Origin of the sequence: Serratia nevei, assembly GCF_037948395.1 — a bacterium.
In the GTDB taxonomy this organism is placed as follows: Bacteria; Pseudomonadota; Gammaproteobacteria; order Enterobacterales; family Enterobacteriaceae; genus Serratia; species Serratia nevei.
In genome coordinates this window covers 1,712,880-1,727,269 of the sequence record NZ_CP149940.1, presented here as the reverse complement: position 1 = coordinate 1,727,269, position 14,390 = coordinate 1,712,880, and the positions used below count along the sequence as shown (strand labels likewise).

Below are 14,390 nucleotides of genomic sequence, written 5' to 3'. Positions count from 1 at the left end.
GATGACGAATTAAGGGCGCAGAGTTTACCACTCCGCGCGCCTAAAATCTCACTTGCGCGCGGCGAAGAAGCGGCGGCTGGCGGTAGGGACGAACAGCAGCGCCAGGATCACCACGTCGGGGATCTTTTGCAGGATCAGAACGTGCAGGATTTGGCCGCTGGTTTCCCCTTCCACGGTAAACACCTCGGGGAAAACGCTGCCGATGGTGGCCAACAGCAGGTAAAGCACCACGATGCACTGGCAGACCACATAGCCCCAGCGCCCCCAGTTGCGGCCGCGCATCACCGCAAAGCCGCAGCTGATTTGCAGGCACAGCAGCATCAGGCCGGCCAGAAAAATAAGGGTAGAATCCCACGCCTGCGCGCTGGTGTTGACGAACTCCTGCGCACCGTCGACGCCCAGTTCACCCAACAGCAGCACCACGCTGATACACTTGATCGCGACCATGGCGGTACCCGCCACCATCACCGGCACCGGCGCATCCGAAGTCGATCCCATTCCCTGCCCGCTTTTCAGCATGTCTGACATATCCGTGTTCCGCTACGACGCGCCACCAATACAGATGGCGCATGTAAAGTCAGGTAGTTAGTTGCAATACTTATTGATTGCAAAAATAGCAGGTTTGTTACGATTCAGCTACGGGCCGCCCGCTGTAATTCACGCGATCGTTGTTTTTCCGAGCGCGCCATAAACCACCAGGCGATCAGGCCGAGAATGCCCACCACCAGCAGGATCAGGCTGGCCAACGCGTTAATTTCCGGATTCACCCCCATGCGCACGCTGGAGAATACCAGCATCGGCAGCGTGGTGGCGCCCGGGCCGGAGACGAAGCTGGCGATCACCAGATCGTCCAGCGACAGGGTGAACGCCAGCATCCAGCCGGAGATCAGCGCCGGCGCGATCATCGGCAAGGTGATGACGAAGAACACCTTCAGCGGCGGCGCCCCCAAATCCATCGCCGCTTCTTCAATTGAGCGATCCACCTCGCGCAGGCGCGAGCTGATCACCACCGCCACGTAAGCGGTACAGAAGGTGACATGCGCCAGCCAGATGGTGAACATGCCGCGTTCCGACGGCCAGCCGAAGGCGTGCCCCATCGCCACGAACAGCAGCAGCAGCGACAGGCCGGTGATCACGTCCGGCATCACCAGCGGTGCGGTCAACATAAACGCAAAACCGGTCGAACCGCGAAAGCGGCCGAAGCGCACCATCACCACGGCGGCGATGGCGCCCAGTACCACCGCGGCGGTGGCGGAGGCGGCGGCGATGGTCAGGCTGAGCCCCACCGCGCTGATCATCGCCGAGTCGTGAAACAGTTCGGTATACCAGCGCGTGGACCAACCGGCCCACACCGTCACCAGTTTGGAGCTGTTGAAGGAGTAGATCACCAGCATCAGCATCGGCGCATACAGAAAGGTAAAGCCGACCGTCAGGATGGCGATGCGCCACGGTGAACGCACTACCGGCAAGTTGTTCATTCCTGCCCCCCCATTTCCTTGTTCTGGTGTTTGTGGAACCACAAAATTGGCACGATCAACAGCAGCAGCATGATGGTAGCGACCGCCGAGGCCACCGGCCAGTCGCGGTTATTGAAGAACTCCTGCCACAGCACGCGGCCGATCATGATGCTGTCCGGCCCACCGAGCAGTTCCGGGATCACGAACTCGCCCACCGCTGGAATGAACACCAGCATCGAACCGGCGATGATGCCGCCGCGCGTCAGCGGCACGATCACGCTGAAGAAGGTTTTCAGCGGCCGGGCCCCCAGATCCAGCGACGCCTCCACCAGCGAGTAATCCAGCCGGATCAGCGCCGTGTAAATTGGCAGCACCATAAACGGCAGATAGGAATAAACGATGCCGATATACACCGCCAGGTTGGTGTGCAGGATCACCAGCGGCTGGTCGATCACCCCTAGCCACATCAGAAAGTTATTCAGAATGCCGTTGTTTTTCAGAATGCCCATCCAGGCGTAGACACGGATCAGGAACGAGGTCCAGGAAGGCAGGATCACCAGCAGCAGCAGAATGTTGCGGGTTGACGCCTTGCTGTGGGCCACCGCCCAGGCCAGCGGATAGCCGATGATCAGGCAGCACAGCGTCGAGACCGCCGCCACGCGCAGCGACTGCAGATAGGCGTCGATATACAGCGGATCGTCGGTCAGCTGTAGGTAGTTGGCGAAGTTGAGCGCGATATTCAGCTTGCCGTCCGCCCAGCTCAGCAGTTCGGTGTAGGGCGGCACCGCCAGCGCCAGCTCCGCCAGGCTGATTTTGAACACGATCAGGAACGGCAGCATGAACAGCAGCGTCAGCCATAAATACGGCAGCGCGATCACCAGCTTGCGGCCGTGAGCCATCAGCAGGCGGTGGAACAGCGCCTTGAAGGTGCCGGGCGTTTTGGCCGGCGGTTCCGGCGTGCGTTCAGAAAGCAGGGTCATACGGGTTACTCCTCACCGGCTCCACTACACTGTCAACACTACGCAGCTGTCGGTTTCCCAGCACAGACGCACTTCATCGCCCCAGGTCGGCATCCCCTTGCGGAAACGGTGGCCGTTTTGCAGCTGGGCGCTGATAATCTGCCCGCTGTGCAGCTTCACGTGATAGATGGACAGATCGCCCAGGTAGGCAATGTGCGCCACTTCCCCCACCGCGAAGTTGCAGCCGTCTGCCGGCACCTGTTCGCACAGCAGGATCTTCTCCGGCCGCAGCGCCACCTGGATCGGCACGCCGTCCACCACCGAAGCGTCCGGATCCACCTTGATCGCATGGCGCAATCCGGGGCTTTGCAAGATCAGCGCGTCGTCGTGCCGCTCCTGCAATACGCAGTCGAAGACGTTGACCGAGCCGATAAATTCGGCGCTGAAGCGGCTGTTCGGATGCTCGTAGATCTCTTCCGGCTCGCCGATCTGCACGAACTTGCCGCGGTTCATGATGGCGATGCGCCCCGCCATGGTCATCGCCTCCTCCTGATCGTGCGTCACCATCACGCAGGTCACGCCGACGCGCTCGAGAATGTCGGTCACTTCCAGCTGCATGCGATCGCGCAGCTTCTTGTCCAGCGCGCCCATCGGCTCATCCAACAGCAGCAGCTTCGGCCGCTTGGCCAGGCTGCGCGCCAGCGCCACCCGCTGCCGCTGGCCGCCGGAAAGCTGGTGCGGCTTGCGCCTGGCGAACTCCTGCATGTGCACCAGCGCCAGCATTTCCGCCACCCGTTCGGCGATTTCTGCCCGCGGCATTTTGTCCTGCTTCAGGCCGAAGGCGATGTTCTGCTCTACCGTCATATGCGGGAACAGCGCGTAAGACTGAAACATCATGTTGATCGGCCGCTGGTACGGCGGCACATGCGACATATCCTGCCCATCGAGCACGATCTGCCCTTCCGAGGGTTGTTCGAAGCCGGCCAGCATGCGCAGCAAGGTGGATTTGCCGCAGCCGGACGGGCCGAGCAGCGCAAAGATTTCGCCCTTGTAGATGGTAAGGCTGACGTCTTCGACCGCGTTCTGCCCGTCGAAGGTTTTGGTGAGGTTACGGATTTCCAGCAGAGGGGTGAAAACCTTCTGCGACTTGGCTTGAGGACGAGGGATGGCGTCGTTCAATCGGGGTGCTCTCCGGCGTAAAGCGGCACAAAACCACGGCGAGCGCCGTGGCCCAAAACGGCAATGCAGGCGGGGGCACCCGCCTGCCGGTTTACCGACGATAGGGGGCTATCCCCCTATCATCACTTCCCGCTTTTAACTTTAGTCCATGCGCGGGTAATGACACGGTCCAGCTTCGGCGACTGCACGTTGAGCGTGAACAGCTTGGCGCGAACATCGGCCGGCGGATAGACGTTCGGGTTATCGCGCACTTCGGCATTCACCAGCGGCGTGGAATCCTTCACCGCATTGGCGTAGTAAACGTGATTGCTGATGTCCGCCATCACGTCCGGCTTCAGCAAGAAGTTCAGGAACTGGTAGGCAGCATCCTTGTTCTTGGCGTCCGCCGGCATGGCGAACATGTCGAAGTAGGTCAGCGCCCCCTCTTTCGGGATCGCATAGGCCACATTCACGCCGTTCTTCGCCTCTTTGGCGCGGTTGGCCGCCTGCATCACGTCGCCGGACCAGCCGATCGCCACGCAGATATCGCCGTTCGCCAGATCGTTGATGTACTGGGAAGAGTGGAAATAGCGGATGTTCGGCCGCAGCTTCAGCAGCAGATCGTTGGCCGCGCCGGTATAGTCCGCCGCGTTGGTACTGTTGGGATCTTTACCCAGGTAGTGCAGCACGGTGGCGTAGACTTCGCTCGGCGCATCGAGGAAGGAAACGCCGCAGCTTTTCAGCTTCTCGAGGTTTTCCGGCTTGAAGATCAGATCCCAGCTGTTGACCGGCGCGTCTTTCCCCAGCACCGCCTTCACCTTGTCGACGTTATAGCCGATGCCGGTGGTCACCATCATGTAAGGGATGCCGTATTTGTTGTCCTTGTCGTTGTGCGCCACCAGCTTCAGCATCTCGGGATCGAGATTTTTGTAGTTGGGGATTTTGCTCTTGTCGAGCGGCTCGAAAATGCCGGCCTGCGACTGACGCTCGAGGAAGTTGGACGAAGGAACCACCAAATCGTAGCCGGTGCTGCCCGCCATCAGTTTGCCTTCCAACACCTCGTTGGAGTCAAAGACGTCGTACACCACCTTGATACCGGTTTCTTTCTGGAATTTGGCCAGGGTATCCGGCGCGATATAGTCGGACCAGTTATACACGTGCAGCGTTTTCTCTTCGGCTGACGCCGTGACGGACGCGGCCATCAGCAGGCCGGCAACCACACCCGATAACCACTTTTTACGTTGGGTGACCATCCGTAACTTCCTCCAAAACAGGGTGAATCATAGAATTGAACTTGTATCTGCAGCGATACAAAACCTTTCCTGATTGAGCGCAATCGTTGCAACCGCGAACTGAATGGCTATGCATATGATTGCATGTGCCTTTTTTCACTGCCCTGCTCGCGTGGTCACAAGGGAAATCGCAAGCCCTTTGCAGAATCAGCAGCATAGCCGCTGCTACCGCAACCCGCCAGCCCCCGGGGTAAAAAACGCCTTTTATCGATTTTTTATGCAGTTTTTCTCTATGTGATACGCCATTAACGGCACAAAAGGCGAGAAAGATCGGGCGGCAAAGGCCAAAGTGCAGAATATTTTATTGCGGAGGGGAATAACGGCAGCATGCCGCCGGAGCGACGGCATGCTTAAGGTACGGCGAGGATCAGTGCAGCATCGGCTGACGCACAGCGCCAGCGGGGATCTCTTCTTCATCCCCCATAAACAGCAGATCGTTCGCCCGCGCTTCGAGGATCACCATCGAGACCTGCTCTTCACCCTGCTGCATAAAGTGGGTGAACTGCTCATAGGTGATGCCGACCGCCACGCTCAGTGACTGGCAGACGATCAGCTTCGGCAGGTTGTCGTCCTGAATGTCGACAAAGGCTTTGATGGTCAGCGAACTGGCGTTGATTTGGCTCAGATCCGCCACCAGCGGGATCAGCGCGGTCGGCTTCACCTCGGCCAGCGCGGAGAACAGAATGACGTTGTCCACCAGATCTATCTTGGCGTCGAACACGCCGTCGAAGTTCTGCATGTGCGGCAGGTGCAGCGCCTGGCAGGAATCGCACTCAAAGAAAGAAATGCCCGACTGATCCAGCCAGCGCCGCAACAGCGCCAAATCGGGGACAATGAGTGAATCCATAATAACCAGCCTCACAATATTCAATACGCGAAAAGGCGCATAGCTTACGGAATATTCACCCGATACGCCACGATCAATGCGGCTTAATTCACTAATTAAGATATTGCTCGGCGAGAAAAGCGCGCCGCCCGCCCCGTCACCCGCCGGATTTCAGGCGAAAGCCAGGCCGGCCGCGCTGCTCGATGTATTCGATCATCATACCGGCGATGTCCAGCCCGGTGGTGGTTTCCACGCCTTCGAGCCCCGGTGACGCGTTGACCTCCATCACCAGCGGGCCGCGCTCGGCGCGCAGGATATCCACCCCGGCGACGTCCAGCCCCAGCGTGCTCGCCGCTTTCACCGCGATCGCCCGTTCTCTGGCGGTGATGGTCACCTTGCGGGCGGTGCCGCCGCGGTGCAGGTTGGAGCGAAATTCGCCGGGCTTGGCCTGCCGCTCGATGGCGGCCACCACCCGGCCGCCCACCACCAGGCAGCGCACATCGCTGCCCTGCGCTTCGCGCACGTATTCTTGCACCAGGATATGCGCGTTCAGGCCGCGAAAGGCGTCGATCACGCTTTCCGCCGCCTGGCGGGTTTCCGCCAGCACCACGCCGATGCCCTGCGTGCCTTCCACCAGCTTGACCACCAGCGGCGCGCCGCCGACCAATTCGATCAGATCGCCGGTGTCGTCCGGCGAATGGGCGAAGCCGGTGATCGGCAGATCGATGCCCTGCCGCGCCAACAGCTGCAGCGAACGCAGCTTGTCGCGGGCGCGGGTAATGGCCACGGATTCGTTTAGCGGGTAGCTGCCGAGCAGCTCGAACTGGCGCAGCACCGCCGTGCCGTAAAAGGTGATGGCGGAGCCGATGCGCGGGATCACCGCATCGTAACGCTCCAGTTGGCGGCCGCGATAATGAATGGTCGGCGCTGCCGGATTGATGTTCATGTAGCAGGAAAGCGGATCGATAATATCGATGCTGTGCCCGCGATCTTCCGCCGCTTCACGCAGCCGCTTGCATGAGTAGAGCGTTCCGTCGCGAGAAAGAATGGCAATTTTCACTCGTCACCCCAAAAAGACCAACGCCTGCCCGGCAGGCGGGTTAGCGGCCGCGGCGCTCAGGCGCGCGGATCGCTGTCCTGATTATCTTTCGATTGCGGCTTGCGGCGATCGTTTTCCGGCGGCAGACCGCCGCGCATCAGCGGCCCGAAGCCCTGCACCACGCGCCACACCAGAAACGCCGCCGCCGGCACCATCAGCGCCACGCCGAGGAAAATCATGCCGACCGCCGCCTGCTGCGACGCCAGCCAGCCCGGCAGCTGCAGGTGGCCGTGAATGCTGAGGTAGGCCAACACCAGCATCACGATGCCCAGCCCTTCCAACACCAGCACCGGGCGCGGTAAGTCACCGAATGAACGCATATTTTTCTTCTCCAGAAGGTCTGCCCCCAGTGTAGTGAATTCCCGTCGGCGGCGACAGCCCCGGCCGACTAATTGGTTACATGAATCAGATTAACAGGTAATTCCTGCTTTTTTTTCACCGCCTCAACGGGCATAGTAGGCGCCATCATGACGCAGGTAATGACTTTTCGGTGACGGGATGTCGTTGCGGTAGCGAACAATTTATTGAAAATCCAATTAAGGAGCGTTGCATGTTTGCAGTAATCTTCGGGCGTCCTGGCTGTCCTTATTGTGTCCGCGCTAAAGAACTGGCGGAAAAACTGACTGAAGAACGCGACGATTTCAACTTCCGTTACGTTGACATCCACGCGGAAGGCATCACCAAGGCCGATCTGGAAAAAACCGTCGGCAAACCGGTTGAAACCGTGCCGCAGATCTTCCTGGATGAGAAGCACATCGGCGGTTGCACCGATTTCGAAGCTTACGCCAAAGAACACCTGAACCTGTTCCAGTAAGTTTTTGAACGACAAAGACAAAAAGGCGCTTAACGCGCCTTTTTTTATTGCCGCTGCCGCCGGTGCAGCTGCTGCAGCGTCTGCAACAGGCCGAGGGCGAACAGCATCAGCATCGCGCCAAACACGCACCAGAACACCGCGCTGGTGGCATAAGCCAGCTCCTGCCAGAACGAAGAGGACGGCGTCAGCCAAAAGTGGCGGATCAGCAGGCACAGCGGCAGCGCATACAGCGCGCCGAGCAGCGGGCAAAGCAGCCGCTTGCGGCTCGACAGATAGCTGGCGATCGCACCGGGGATCACAAACAGCAGCAGGCCGGTTTCACCGTGGTGCTCATGATCCGTGCTACCGAACAGGCCGGTTTGCTGGCCGAGAAACACCAGGCTGAACAACAGAAAACAGCTGAGAATGCCCAGCCAATATCTATAACTCGTCATGCGAATTCTCCCCCGCCCAATTACTGCATCAATAGAAATCGGCCTGGCCCCCGCGCGGAGACGCTGAACCGAATTTTTTCCTTGGTCAAAAGAGAGTTAAATGCGCACGGCGGCGCAGGAAATCAGCTTTCTGTGCTGGCTGTCATCGGTCATAGCGTCTAGAATGAACGCCGCCGAACGATGGTTCGCTTCGCCTTACGCTGGTGGTGATTTATGACGTCGTTTTAAGGCTGAATTTATCTCTTATAGTTATCTATATCAAGCACTTACTGGTAAACAATAAGTTATCCTCCGTGAACATAAACGTCGCTAGTTTGTTAAACGGTAACTACATTCTGTTACTGTTCGTGGTACTCGCACTGGGGCTGTGCCTCGGTAAACTCCGTCTGGGCTCCGTCCAACTCGGTAATTCCATTGGCGTTTTGGTGGTTTCGCTGCTGCTCGGCCAGCAACACTTCGCCATTAACACCGAGGCGCTGAATCTCGGCTTTATGCTGTTTATTTTCTGCGTCGGCGTGGAAGCCGGGCCCAACTTTTTCTCGATTTTCTTCCGCGACGGCAAAAACTACCTGATGCTGGCGCTGGTGATGGTCGGCTCGGCGATGGTGCTCGCCATCGGTCTCGGCAAGCTGTTCCACTGGGACATCGGCCTGACCGCCGGCATGCTGGCCGGCTCGATGACTTCGACGCCGGTGCTGGTGGGCGCCGGTGACACGCTGCGCAACACCATCGTCAACGGCCCGGCGCTGCTGGCGGCGCAGGATCATCTGAGCCTCGGCTACGCTCTCACCTACCTGATCGGTCTGGTCAGCCTGATCTTCGGCGCGCGCTACCTGCCGAAGCTGCAGCACCAGGACCTGTCCACCTCTGCCCAGCAGATCGCCCGCGAACGCGGCCTGGACACCGACAGCCAGCGCAAGGTCTACCTGCCGGTGATCCGCGCCTACCGCGTCGGCCCCGAGCTGGTGGCCTGGGCCGACGGCAAGAACCTGCGCGAACTGGGCATCTACCGCCAGACCGGCTGTTACATCGAACGCATCCGCCGCAACGGCATTCTGGCCAACCCGGACGGTGACGCGGTGCTGCAGGTGGGCGACGAGATCTCGCTGGTCGGCTACCCGGACGCCCACGCGCGGCTGGACCCGAGCTTCCGCAACGGCAAGGAAGTGTTCGATCGCGATCTGCTCGACATGCGCATCGTGACCGAAGAGATCGTGGTGAAGAACAGCAACGCGGTGAACAAGCGCCTGAGCCAGCTGAAGCTGACCGATCACGGCTGCTTCCTCAACCGCGTGATCCGCAGCCAGATCGAAATGCCGATCGACGACAGCATCGTGCTCAACAAAGGCGACGTGCTGCAGGTGAGCGGCGACGCGCGCCGGGTGAAGAGCGTAGCGGAGAAGATTGGCTTTATCTCGATCCACAGCCAGGTGACCGACCTGCTGGCGTTCTGCGCCTTCTTCATCATCGGCCTGCTGATCGGCCAGATCACCATTCAGTTCAGTAACTTCTCGTTTGGCATCGGCAACGCCGCCGGCCTGCTGATGTCCGGCATCATGCTCGGCTTCCTGCGCGCCAACCACCCGACCTTCGGCTACATTCCGCAGGGCGCGCTGAACATGGTGAAAGAATTCGGCCTGATGGTGTTTATGGCGGGCGTGGGCCTGAGCGCCGGCGCCGGCATCGGCCATAGCCTGGGCGCGGTCGGCGGCCAGATGCTGATTGCCGGGCTGATCGTCAGCCTGGTGCCGGTGGTTATCTGCTTCCTGTTCGGCGCCTACGTGCTGCGCATGAACCGCGCCCTGCTGTTCGGCGCCATTATGGGCGCCCGCACCTGCGCACCGGCGATGGAGATCATCAGCGACACCGCACGCAGCAATATCCCGGCGCTGGGCTATGCCGGCACCTACGCCATCGCTAACGTGCTGTTAACGCTGGCGGGTTCACTCATCGTGGTGCTATGGCCGGGGATACTCGGCTGATCGATTAGCGGGAGAGATGGATCAGCGATAAAAATATTTTGATTTTTTTGTTGCCGGCCAGAACTTTCGTTGGGGGCCGCAGTCTGAATTAGTGCCACTGCTTTTCTTTGATGTCCCCATTTTGTGGAGCCCGATAATCCCGCCTTTTAGGTTCAAGATTATCGGGTTTTTTGTTGCCTGAAACAGCCCGCAATACCTGCTGTCGCTGCCTCGTCGTCAGACATAAAGCATCCTGCCTCTGGGTGTCGCTTACGCCAGCATCCCCATCAATGTGCAGGTTTCAAAATAGAAACGCTGCTTGTGGGTTCGCCACTGTTCGGTGGCGCCAAAAACGGCTCTTAACAGCACCACTCTCGTCACCATCAGCTGGGTGCTCTTTGGTGGCTCATTCCCTGTATGTCATCACGTCATGGAAGTGCACTGGGGGAAGTGCCAGCATTGTCCGCCATGAGACTCGAGGCAAACTAATTCACCTGTTTTATTTTTTCTTTAATTTTAATTAGCTTTTTTATGTACGCATTACTCTTATCCCCTTTGGCTATTTCCGCAGAAATCAGAGAAAGGAAGCTGTCATTAAAATCATCTTTGGCTAAGGGGTTAGCGCCATGAGCCAAAAGAACCTCAATGTGCTCAGGGCAACTGTTATACAGCGCATTAATTAATGGAGTTCTGTTCATAGACCCTTTGATATTAACATCAGCTTTGTACGCAATCAGCACCTTTAATGTTTCGGTATTCTTCGCTTCAAAACTTTCAAAAATAATAGGTTGATTATGAACCTTATCTCTGGCGTTTGGAGAAAGGCCACCTTCCAGCATGGCCTGTATCCAGACGCCTTTGTCCGCCTTCATAACAAATTCAGCTGGGCTACTCCCCCCCTCAGCTCTTGGCTGCAGTGGGTCTGCTCCCGCCTTGATCAGAGCCGTAATGATCTTGAGCCGCTCTGGCGTGTTCTTGTCAAAGATAGCGTTATTTATCGCCCAGAATAATAACGTCATCTCCGCCTTGGCCGGCCGATTTAACGTTTCTTTGCTTACCGTCGGTAAAACCTTATCCAGCTTTTGCCTGTCACCCTCGTAGATGATCTTGGCGATGTCCAGCTGCTTACCTTCAAAGTAATCCTGTGGTTGTAGATCCCTACCTTGTTCGCATCCCTGCATCATGAGCATCGACAGCAACATGATAATGATAAGAGTGCTGTGCCTCATGCCATCTCCATTTTTAACATAACCACGGCCCAACTTTGCTTTATTACCGTATCAGTATCCCTCTACACCCTTGGGATACTGAGAACAGCTTATTTACTGACAGGAGCAGGCGGCCATTTCCCGCCACGCTTAATTAGCTCGTCTTTGATGCGCTCAAGAGACGCTTTCGCCTCACTGCCGTCCTGACTCCTATTAATCAGCCGTTGCAGTTGATTGCCCATCGTCCAACCCGAGTTGCCTCTTATATCGCTATCGGCACCTTTTTCTAAAAGAAGAATGACGTGGTCATAGGAGTGATAGTCTAAAGCATCGATGAGCAGCGTATCACCCAGTGAATTTCTTATATTTATATCAGCACCATGCTCCAACATGACCTCTAATGTTTCTGTGTTTTTTGCAAAGATGCTATTAAATATAATGGGTTGATTATGAACCTTATCCCTAGCATTTGGAGAAAGTCCGCCCTCTAACATAGCCTGTATCCAGATACCTTTATCCGCTTTCATAACAAATTCAGCTGGGCTACCTGGCGTGTTGGGTTGAGGCTGTAAAGGATCTGCGCCGGCTTTTACCAAATCAGTGATAATTTTCAGCCTTTCAGGTGTGGTTTTATCATAGATGGCATTGTTTATTGCCCAGAACAATAAGGTCATTTCTTCCTTAGCTGGACGATTTAAGATCTCTTTGTTTACTGATGATAACTGTTTATCCAACTGCGGCCTGTCACCATCATAAATGGCTTTGGCAATGTCCAATTGCTGACCGTCAAAATAATACTGCGGTTGTAAATCCATACCTTTTTCGCACCCCTGCATGATGAGCGTAGACACTACCATCGTGATAATGAGAATAAGTTTTTTCATATTCTTCCCTTGATTGTGGCAATGTCATCGTCTTTTTCATTTTCAATGCATTGTATCGCCTGGTCTATACCGTGCTTATCCAGCAGTGAGCCTGTTCCACCGGAAAGCGTGTGTTTTACTCCCACGGCGTCAGGCGCCAACATGGACAACCGTTCTTTCGCCATAACCGCCGGCGGATAAAATTTGAGGTCTTTGGCATCCTCCCACAAATCAACCTCCTGCAGCTTGGTCAACAGCTCCCCTTTCACGCGATACGCCTGAATATTATCGACACTACCTATTATAGAGCCGCCGTATTTTTCTACGGTTCCCGCATGCAATCCAGCGGCATTAAACGTCCAAGCTGGCTTGCCGCTGGCCATGGAGGCAGCAGACGCCATGCCACCGCCTAATGAGTGACCTGCAACGTCGATATTGGATACCTTTGAAATTTTATCGCCAATACCAACCGCTTTTTTGTAGTATTCAGAATTAAGCCCTATTCCCTGAGCACCGTTGTTTTTCCAGTCACTGAGATTTTTAATGCCTGATAAGTCACCCCTTATTAAGGCTTTTTGGGTTGCGCGGCTTATTCCCTCCGGGAACTCGGGTGCCCGCGATCCGCGGAATACCACCGTCGGGTTCATCGCCTTGCCAAAGACACTTTCGTCTGGCTGATAAACTCGGGCTAAAAAGTCAGGATTCATTGGTTTGTCATAAAGCATGTTACTGCTCAAACCAAGCCGGCCCAGCGCCCCATCATTGTTACTGATGTCCTTCCAGCCCTCAGGGATGTCTATCGTGTCCTTGAGCGGGTTAGTGGTCTTGTAAACATTCTCAGCCAGCTTCGCTTTTTCGACCGCGACGTTGTTCTCCGCCAATCGCTGTGCCGCCATGCGCGCATCCGGGTAAATGCTGCGGTTGCCTCGCCCTATCAGGTACTGGCGTTCTTGCCAGCGTTCTGCCTTGGTCATCGGACGAATGGCCTGTACCGTGGCGGCAACGGTTGCCACTGCGGTAGCGATGGCTTGCTGCAGAGGGGGATTCCGGGTCGTATTCTGCCTCGCCGGCAGCACCGTCGGTTTTGCCCGCCGGCCATAGCGGCTGACCATTTCTTCATAGCGGGCGATCACGCGCCCTGTAGGATAAAAGGCAGGAAGAGAGCTGCCGGGATAGCGCTGTAATCGGCCTTCCGCGTCGACGTAAAACGCGTATTTGGTCGGCGTCCAGGCGCCTATTTCCTCATCAATCGCCAGCAAACCGCCCCGGTTGAGATCATCGAACACGCTGCGCTTCACAATCGCGTCCTCACGATAACCGGTGACGCCAATACCGGATTGAGTATTACGGGTTATGGAATACCGGCTGCTTATCGATATGCCGGCTGCGCCGCCGAACAGATAATGCCGTTCCAGCTCATGGCACGCTTGTGTCGGGGTGAGTATCCGGGAGAAACTTTCCGGCGCCGTGTGTTCAGAAAAGAGAGAGAGCAGCTTCATACGGCACCAGTCCGTACGTCGCTTCCCTGGGGCGGCGTTCCGGCCCCTTTCCTTGTCACCTCGCCGAGATTTAGCGAACGATAACGCATTGGATATCCTTATCTTGCAGGTCACTGCATGTCCGTGAATGTTCGAAAAACTAGCACAATTCAGCAAAGATTGCTTTGTTGTCTTGCTGTTCACACCGTAACACTCGGTGGAGGAAATTCATGCAGTGGCGTTTTTCGGCAGCGGCGTCTGGCAAACGCCATAGGAAAATAAATCTCAGATAAAAGTCTGGCGGAGAATCAGAAGGGATATAGAGAAAAAGAAAAATGGCACACCCGACGTTGCTGGGCTGCTTTTGCTGCGCCGGCCCAGGCCGGCGCAGCAACGCCCGTTTAGAACCGCTGTTTGATAGGTTCATCACTGTTCAGATTGCCGTTGGCCTGCGCTTCCCCGCAGGTGGTGGGGCCAAAGGCCACCACTTTGCCGTCGCTGTTTCTGAAGCCGACGTAGAACGGCGTCACGGTGCCGTTCGGCAAGCGGTGGTTATAGTCGTGGCACACGCCCTGGCCGTTCAGCGTCGGCCGGGTGGCGATCGGCGCGCCGAAATCCCGGCTGACCGAGCGCTTGTCGGCGCCGACGTGAAAGGCCTCGGCGATCTTTTGATCGCGCAGCAGGCTGAAGGTATCGCAGCCGGTTAACAACAGGCTCACCGCCACAACGGCACTCCCTAACCCTTTATTCATTTTTCACTCCCTCTATATATATTGAACCTGGCGGCAATTACGCTGTTTTGCCGGGTAAACGTCGGCGAGCGCCCAAGGGCGTGCCTGCT

The 14,390-nt window shown here is 56.9% G+C and carries 15 protein-coding genes; 2 read left to right on the top strand and 13 right to left on the bottom strand.

Annotated features, from left to right (window positions below; all coding sequences use genetic code 11):
- Positions 1-48: 48 nt before the first annotated feature.
- The 8 genes from V8N38_RS08180 to V8N38_RS08145 all read right to left on the bottom strand — a co-directional run bounded on the left by V8N38_RS08180 (position 49) and on the right by V8N38_RS08145 (position 7,111).
- Positions 49-528: a YbjO family protein gene (locus V8N38_RS08180; RefSeq protein WP_047727995.1), complete on the bottom strand. Its 480-nt coding sequence runs from the start codon at positions 526-528 to the stop codon at positions 49-51.
- Positions 529-632: 104 nt separating this feature from the next.
- Positions 633-1,478 (bottom strand): putrescine ABC transporter permease PotI, encoded by an 846-nt coding sequence (gene potI / locus V8N38_RS08175; RefSeq protein WP_025302238.1) that lies wholly within the window; start codon positions 1,476-1,478, stop codon positions 633-635.
- Positions 1,475-2,437: a putrescine ABC transporter permease PotH gene (gene potH, locus V8N38_RS08170; protein ID WP_049202213.1), complete on the bottom strand. Its 963-nt coding sequence runs from the start codon at positions 2,435-2,437 to the stop codon at positions 1,475-1,477. The genes potI and potH overlap by 4 nt, the downstream gene beginning before the upstream one ends.
- A 24-nt stretch (positions 2,438-2,461) precedes the next feature.
- A complete protein-coding gene (gene potG / locus V8N38_RS08165) occupies positions 2,462-3,595 on the bottom strand; it encodes a putrescine ABC transporter ATP-binding subunit PotG (protein WP_049202214.1) in 1,134 nt (377 codons plus the stop codon).
- 122 nt (positions 3,596-3,717) lie between these two features.
- Positions 3,718-4,827 carry a spermidine/putrescine ABC transporter substrate-binding protein PotF gene (gene potF / locus V8N38_RS08160; RefSeq protein ID WP_048233230.1) on the bottom strand — a complete coding sequence of 370 codons (1,110 nt, stop codon included), beginning with the start codon at positions 4,825-4,827 and terminating at the stop codon, positions 3,718-3,720.
- 406 nt (positions 4,828-5,233) lie between these two features.
- Positions 5,234-5,713 (bottom strand): YbjN domain-containing protein, encoded by a 480-nt coding sequence (locus V8N38_RS08155; RefSeq protein ID WP_004938666.1) that lies wholly within the window; start codon positions 5,711-5,713, stop codon positions 5,234-5,236.
- Between the two features lie 136 nt (positions 5,714-5,849).
- Positions 5,850-6,752 (bottom strand): 30S ribosomal protein S6--L-glutamate ligase, encoded by a 903-nt coding sequence (rimK, locus tag V8N38_RS08150; RefSeq protein WP_038880682.1) that lies wholly within the window; start codon positions 6,750-6,752, stop codon positions 5,850-5,852.
- A 56-nt stretch (positions 6,753-6,808) separates the two neighbouring features.
- Complete coding sequence (locus V8N38_RS08145; RefSeq protein WP_033646672.1) at positions 6,809-7,111, bottom strand: YbjC family protein; 303 nt, start codon at positions 7,109-7,111, stop codon at positions 6,809-6,811.
- Positions 7,112-7,341: 230 nt separating this feature from the next.
- Here V8N38_RS08145 and V8N38_RS08140 point away from each other — a divergent pair, with 230 nt between their 5' ends.
- Positions 7,342-7,605: a GrxA family glutaredoxin gene (locus V8N38_RS08140; protein ID WP_004938676.1), complete on the top strand. Its 264-nt coding sequence runs from the start codon at positions 7,342-7,344 to the stop codon at positions 7,603-7,605.
- A gap of 44 nt (positions 7,606-7,649) precedes the next feature.
- Here V8N38_RS08140 and V8N38_RS08135 read toward each other — a convergent pair whose 3' ends face one another.
- Positions 7,650-8,039, bottom strand: a complete 390-nt coding sequence (locus V8N38_RS08135) for an inner membrane protein YbjM (protein ID WP_033637808.1) — start codon at positions 8,037-8,039, stop codon at positions 7,650-7,652.
- 293 nt (positions 8,040-8,332) lie between these two features.
- Here V8N38_RS08135 and V8N38_RS08130 point away from each other — a divergent pair, with 293 nt between their 5' ends.
- The gene (locus V8N38_RS08130) at positions 8,333-10,021 is read left to right on the top strand and encodes an aspartate:alanine antiporter (RefSeq protein ID WP_047728000.1); all 1,689 of its coding nucleotides are present in this window, start codon (positions 8,333-8,335) and stop codon (positions 10,019-10,021) included.
- 464 nt (positions 10,022-10,485) lie between these two features.
- Here the strand turns inward: V8N38_RS08130 and V8N38_RS08125 are convergent, their stop codons facing one another.
- From V8N38_RS08125 to V8N38_RS08110, 4 genes are all read right to left on the bottom strand, one after another.
- Positions 10,486-11,229 (bottom strand): ankyrin repeat domain-containing protein, encoded by a 744-nt coding sequence (locus V8N38_RS08125; protein ID WP_147839506.1) that lies wholly within the window; start codon positions 11,227-11,229, stop codon positions 10,486-10,488.
- Between the two features lie 89 nt (positions 11,230-11,318).
- Positions 11,319-12,092 carry an ankyrin repeat domain-containing protein gene (locus V8N38_RS08120; protein ID WP_147839507.1) on the bottom strand — a complete coding sequence of 258 codons (774 nt, stop codon included), beginning with the start codon at positions 12,090-12,092 and terminating at the stop codon, positions 11,319-11,321.
- Entirely contained in the window at positions 12,089-13,570 is a 1,482-nt protein-coding gene (locus tag V8N38_RS08115; RefSeq protein WP_147839508.1) for a phospholipase, read from the bottom strand. The genes V8N38_RS08120 and V8N38_RS08115 overlap by 4 nt, the downstream gene beginning before the upstream one ends.
- Positions 13,571-13,950: 380 nt before the next feature.
- Positions 13,951-14,301: a hypothetical protein gene (locus tag V8N38_RS08110; protein WP_126180655.1), complete on the bottom strand. Its 351-nt coding sequence runs from the start codon at positions 14,299-14,301 to the stop codon at positions 13,951-13,953.
- Between the last annotated feature and the right edge of the window lie 89 nt (positions 14,302-14,390).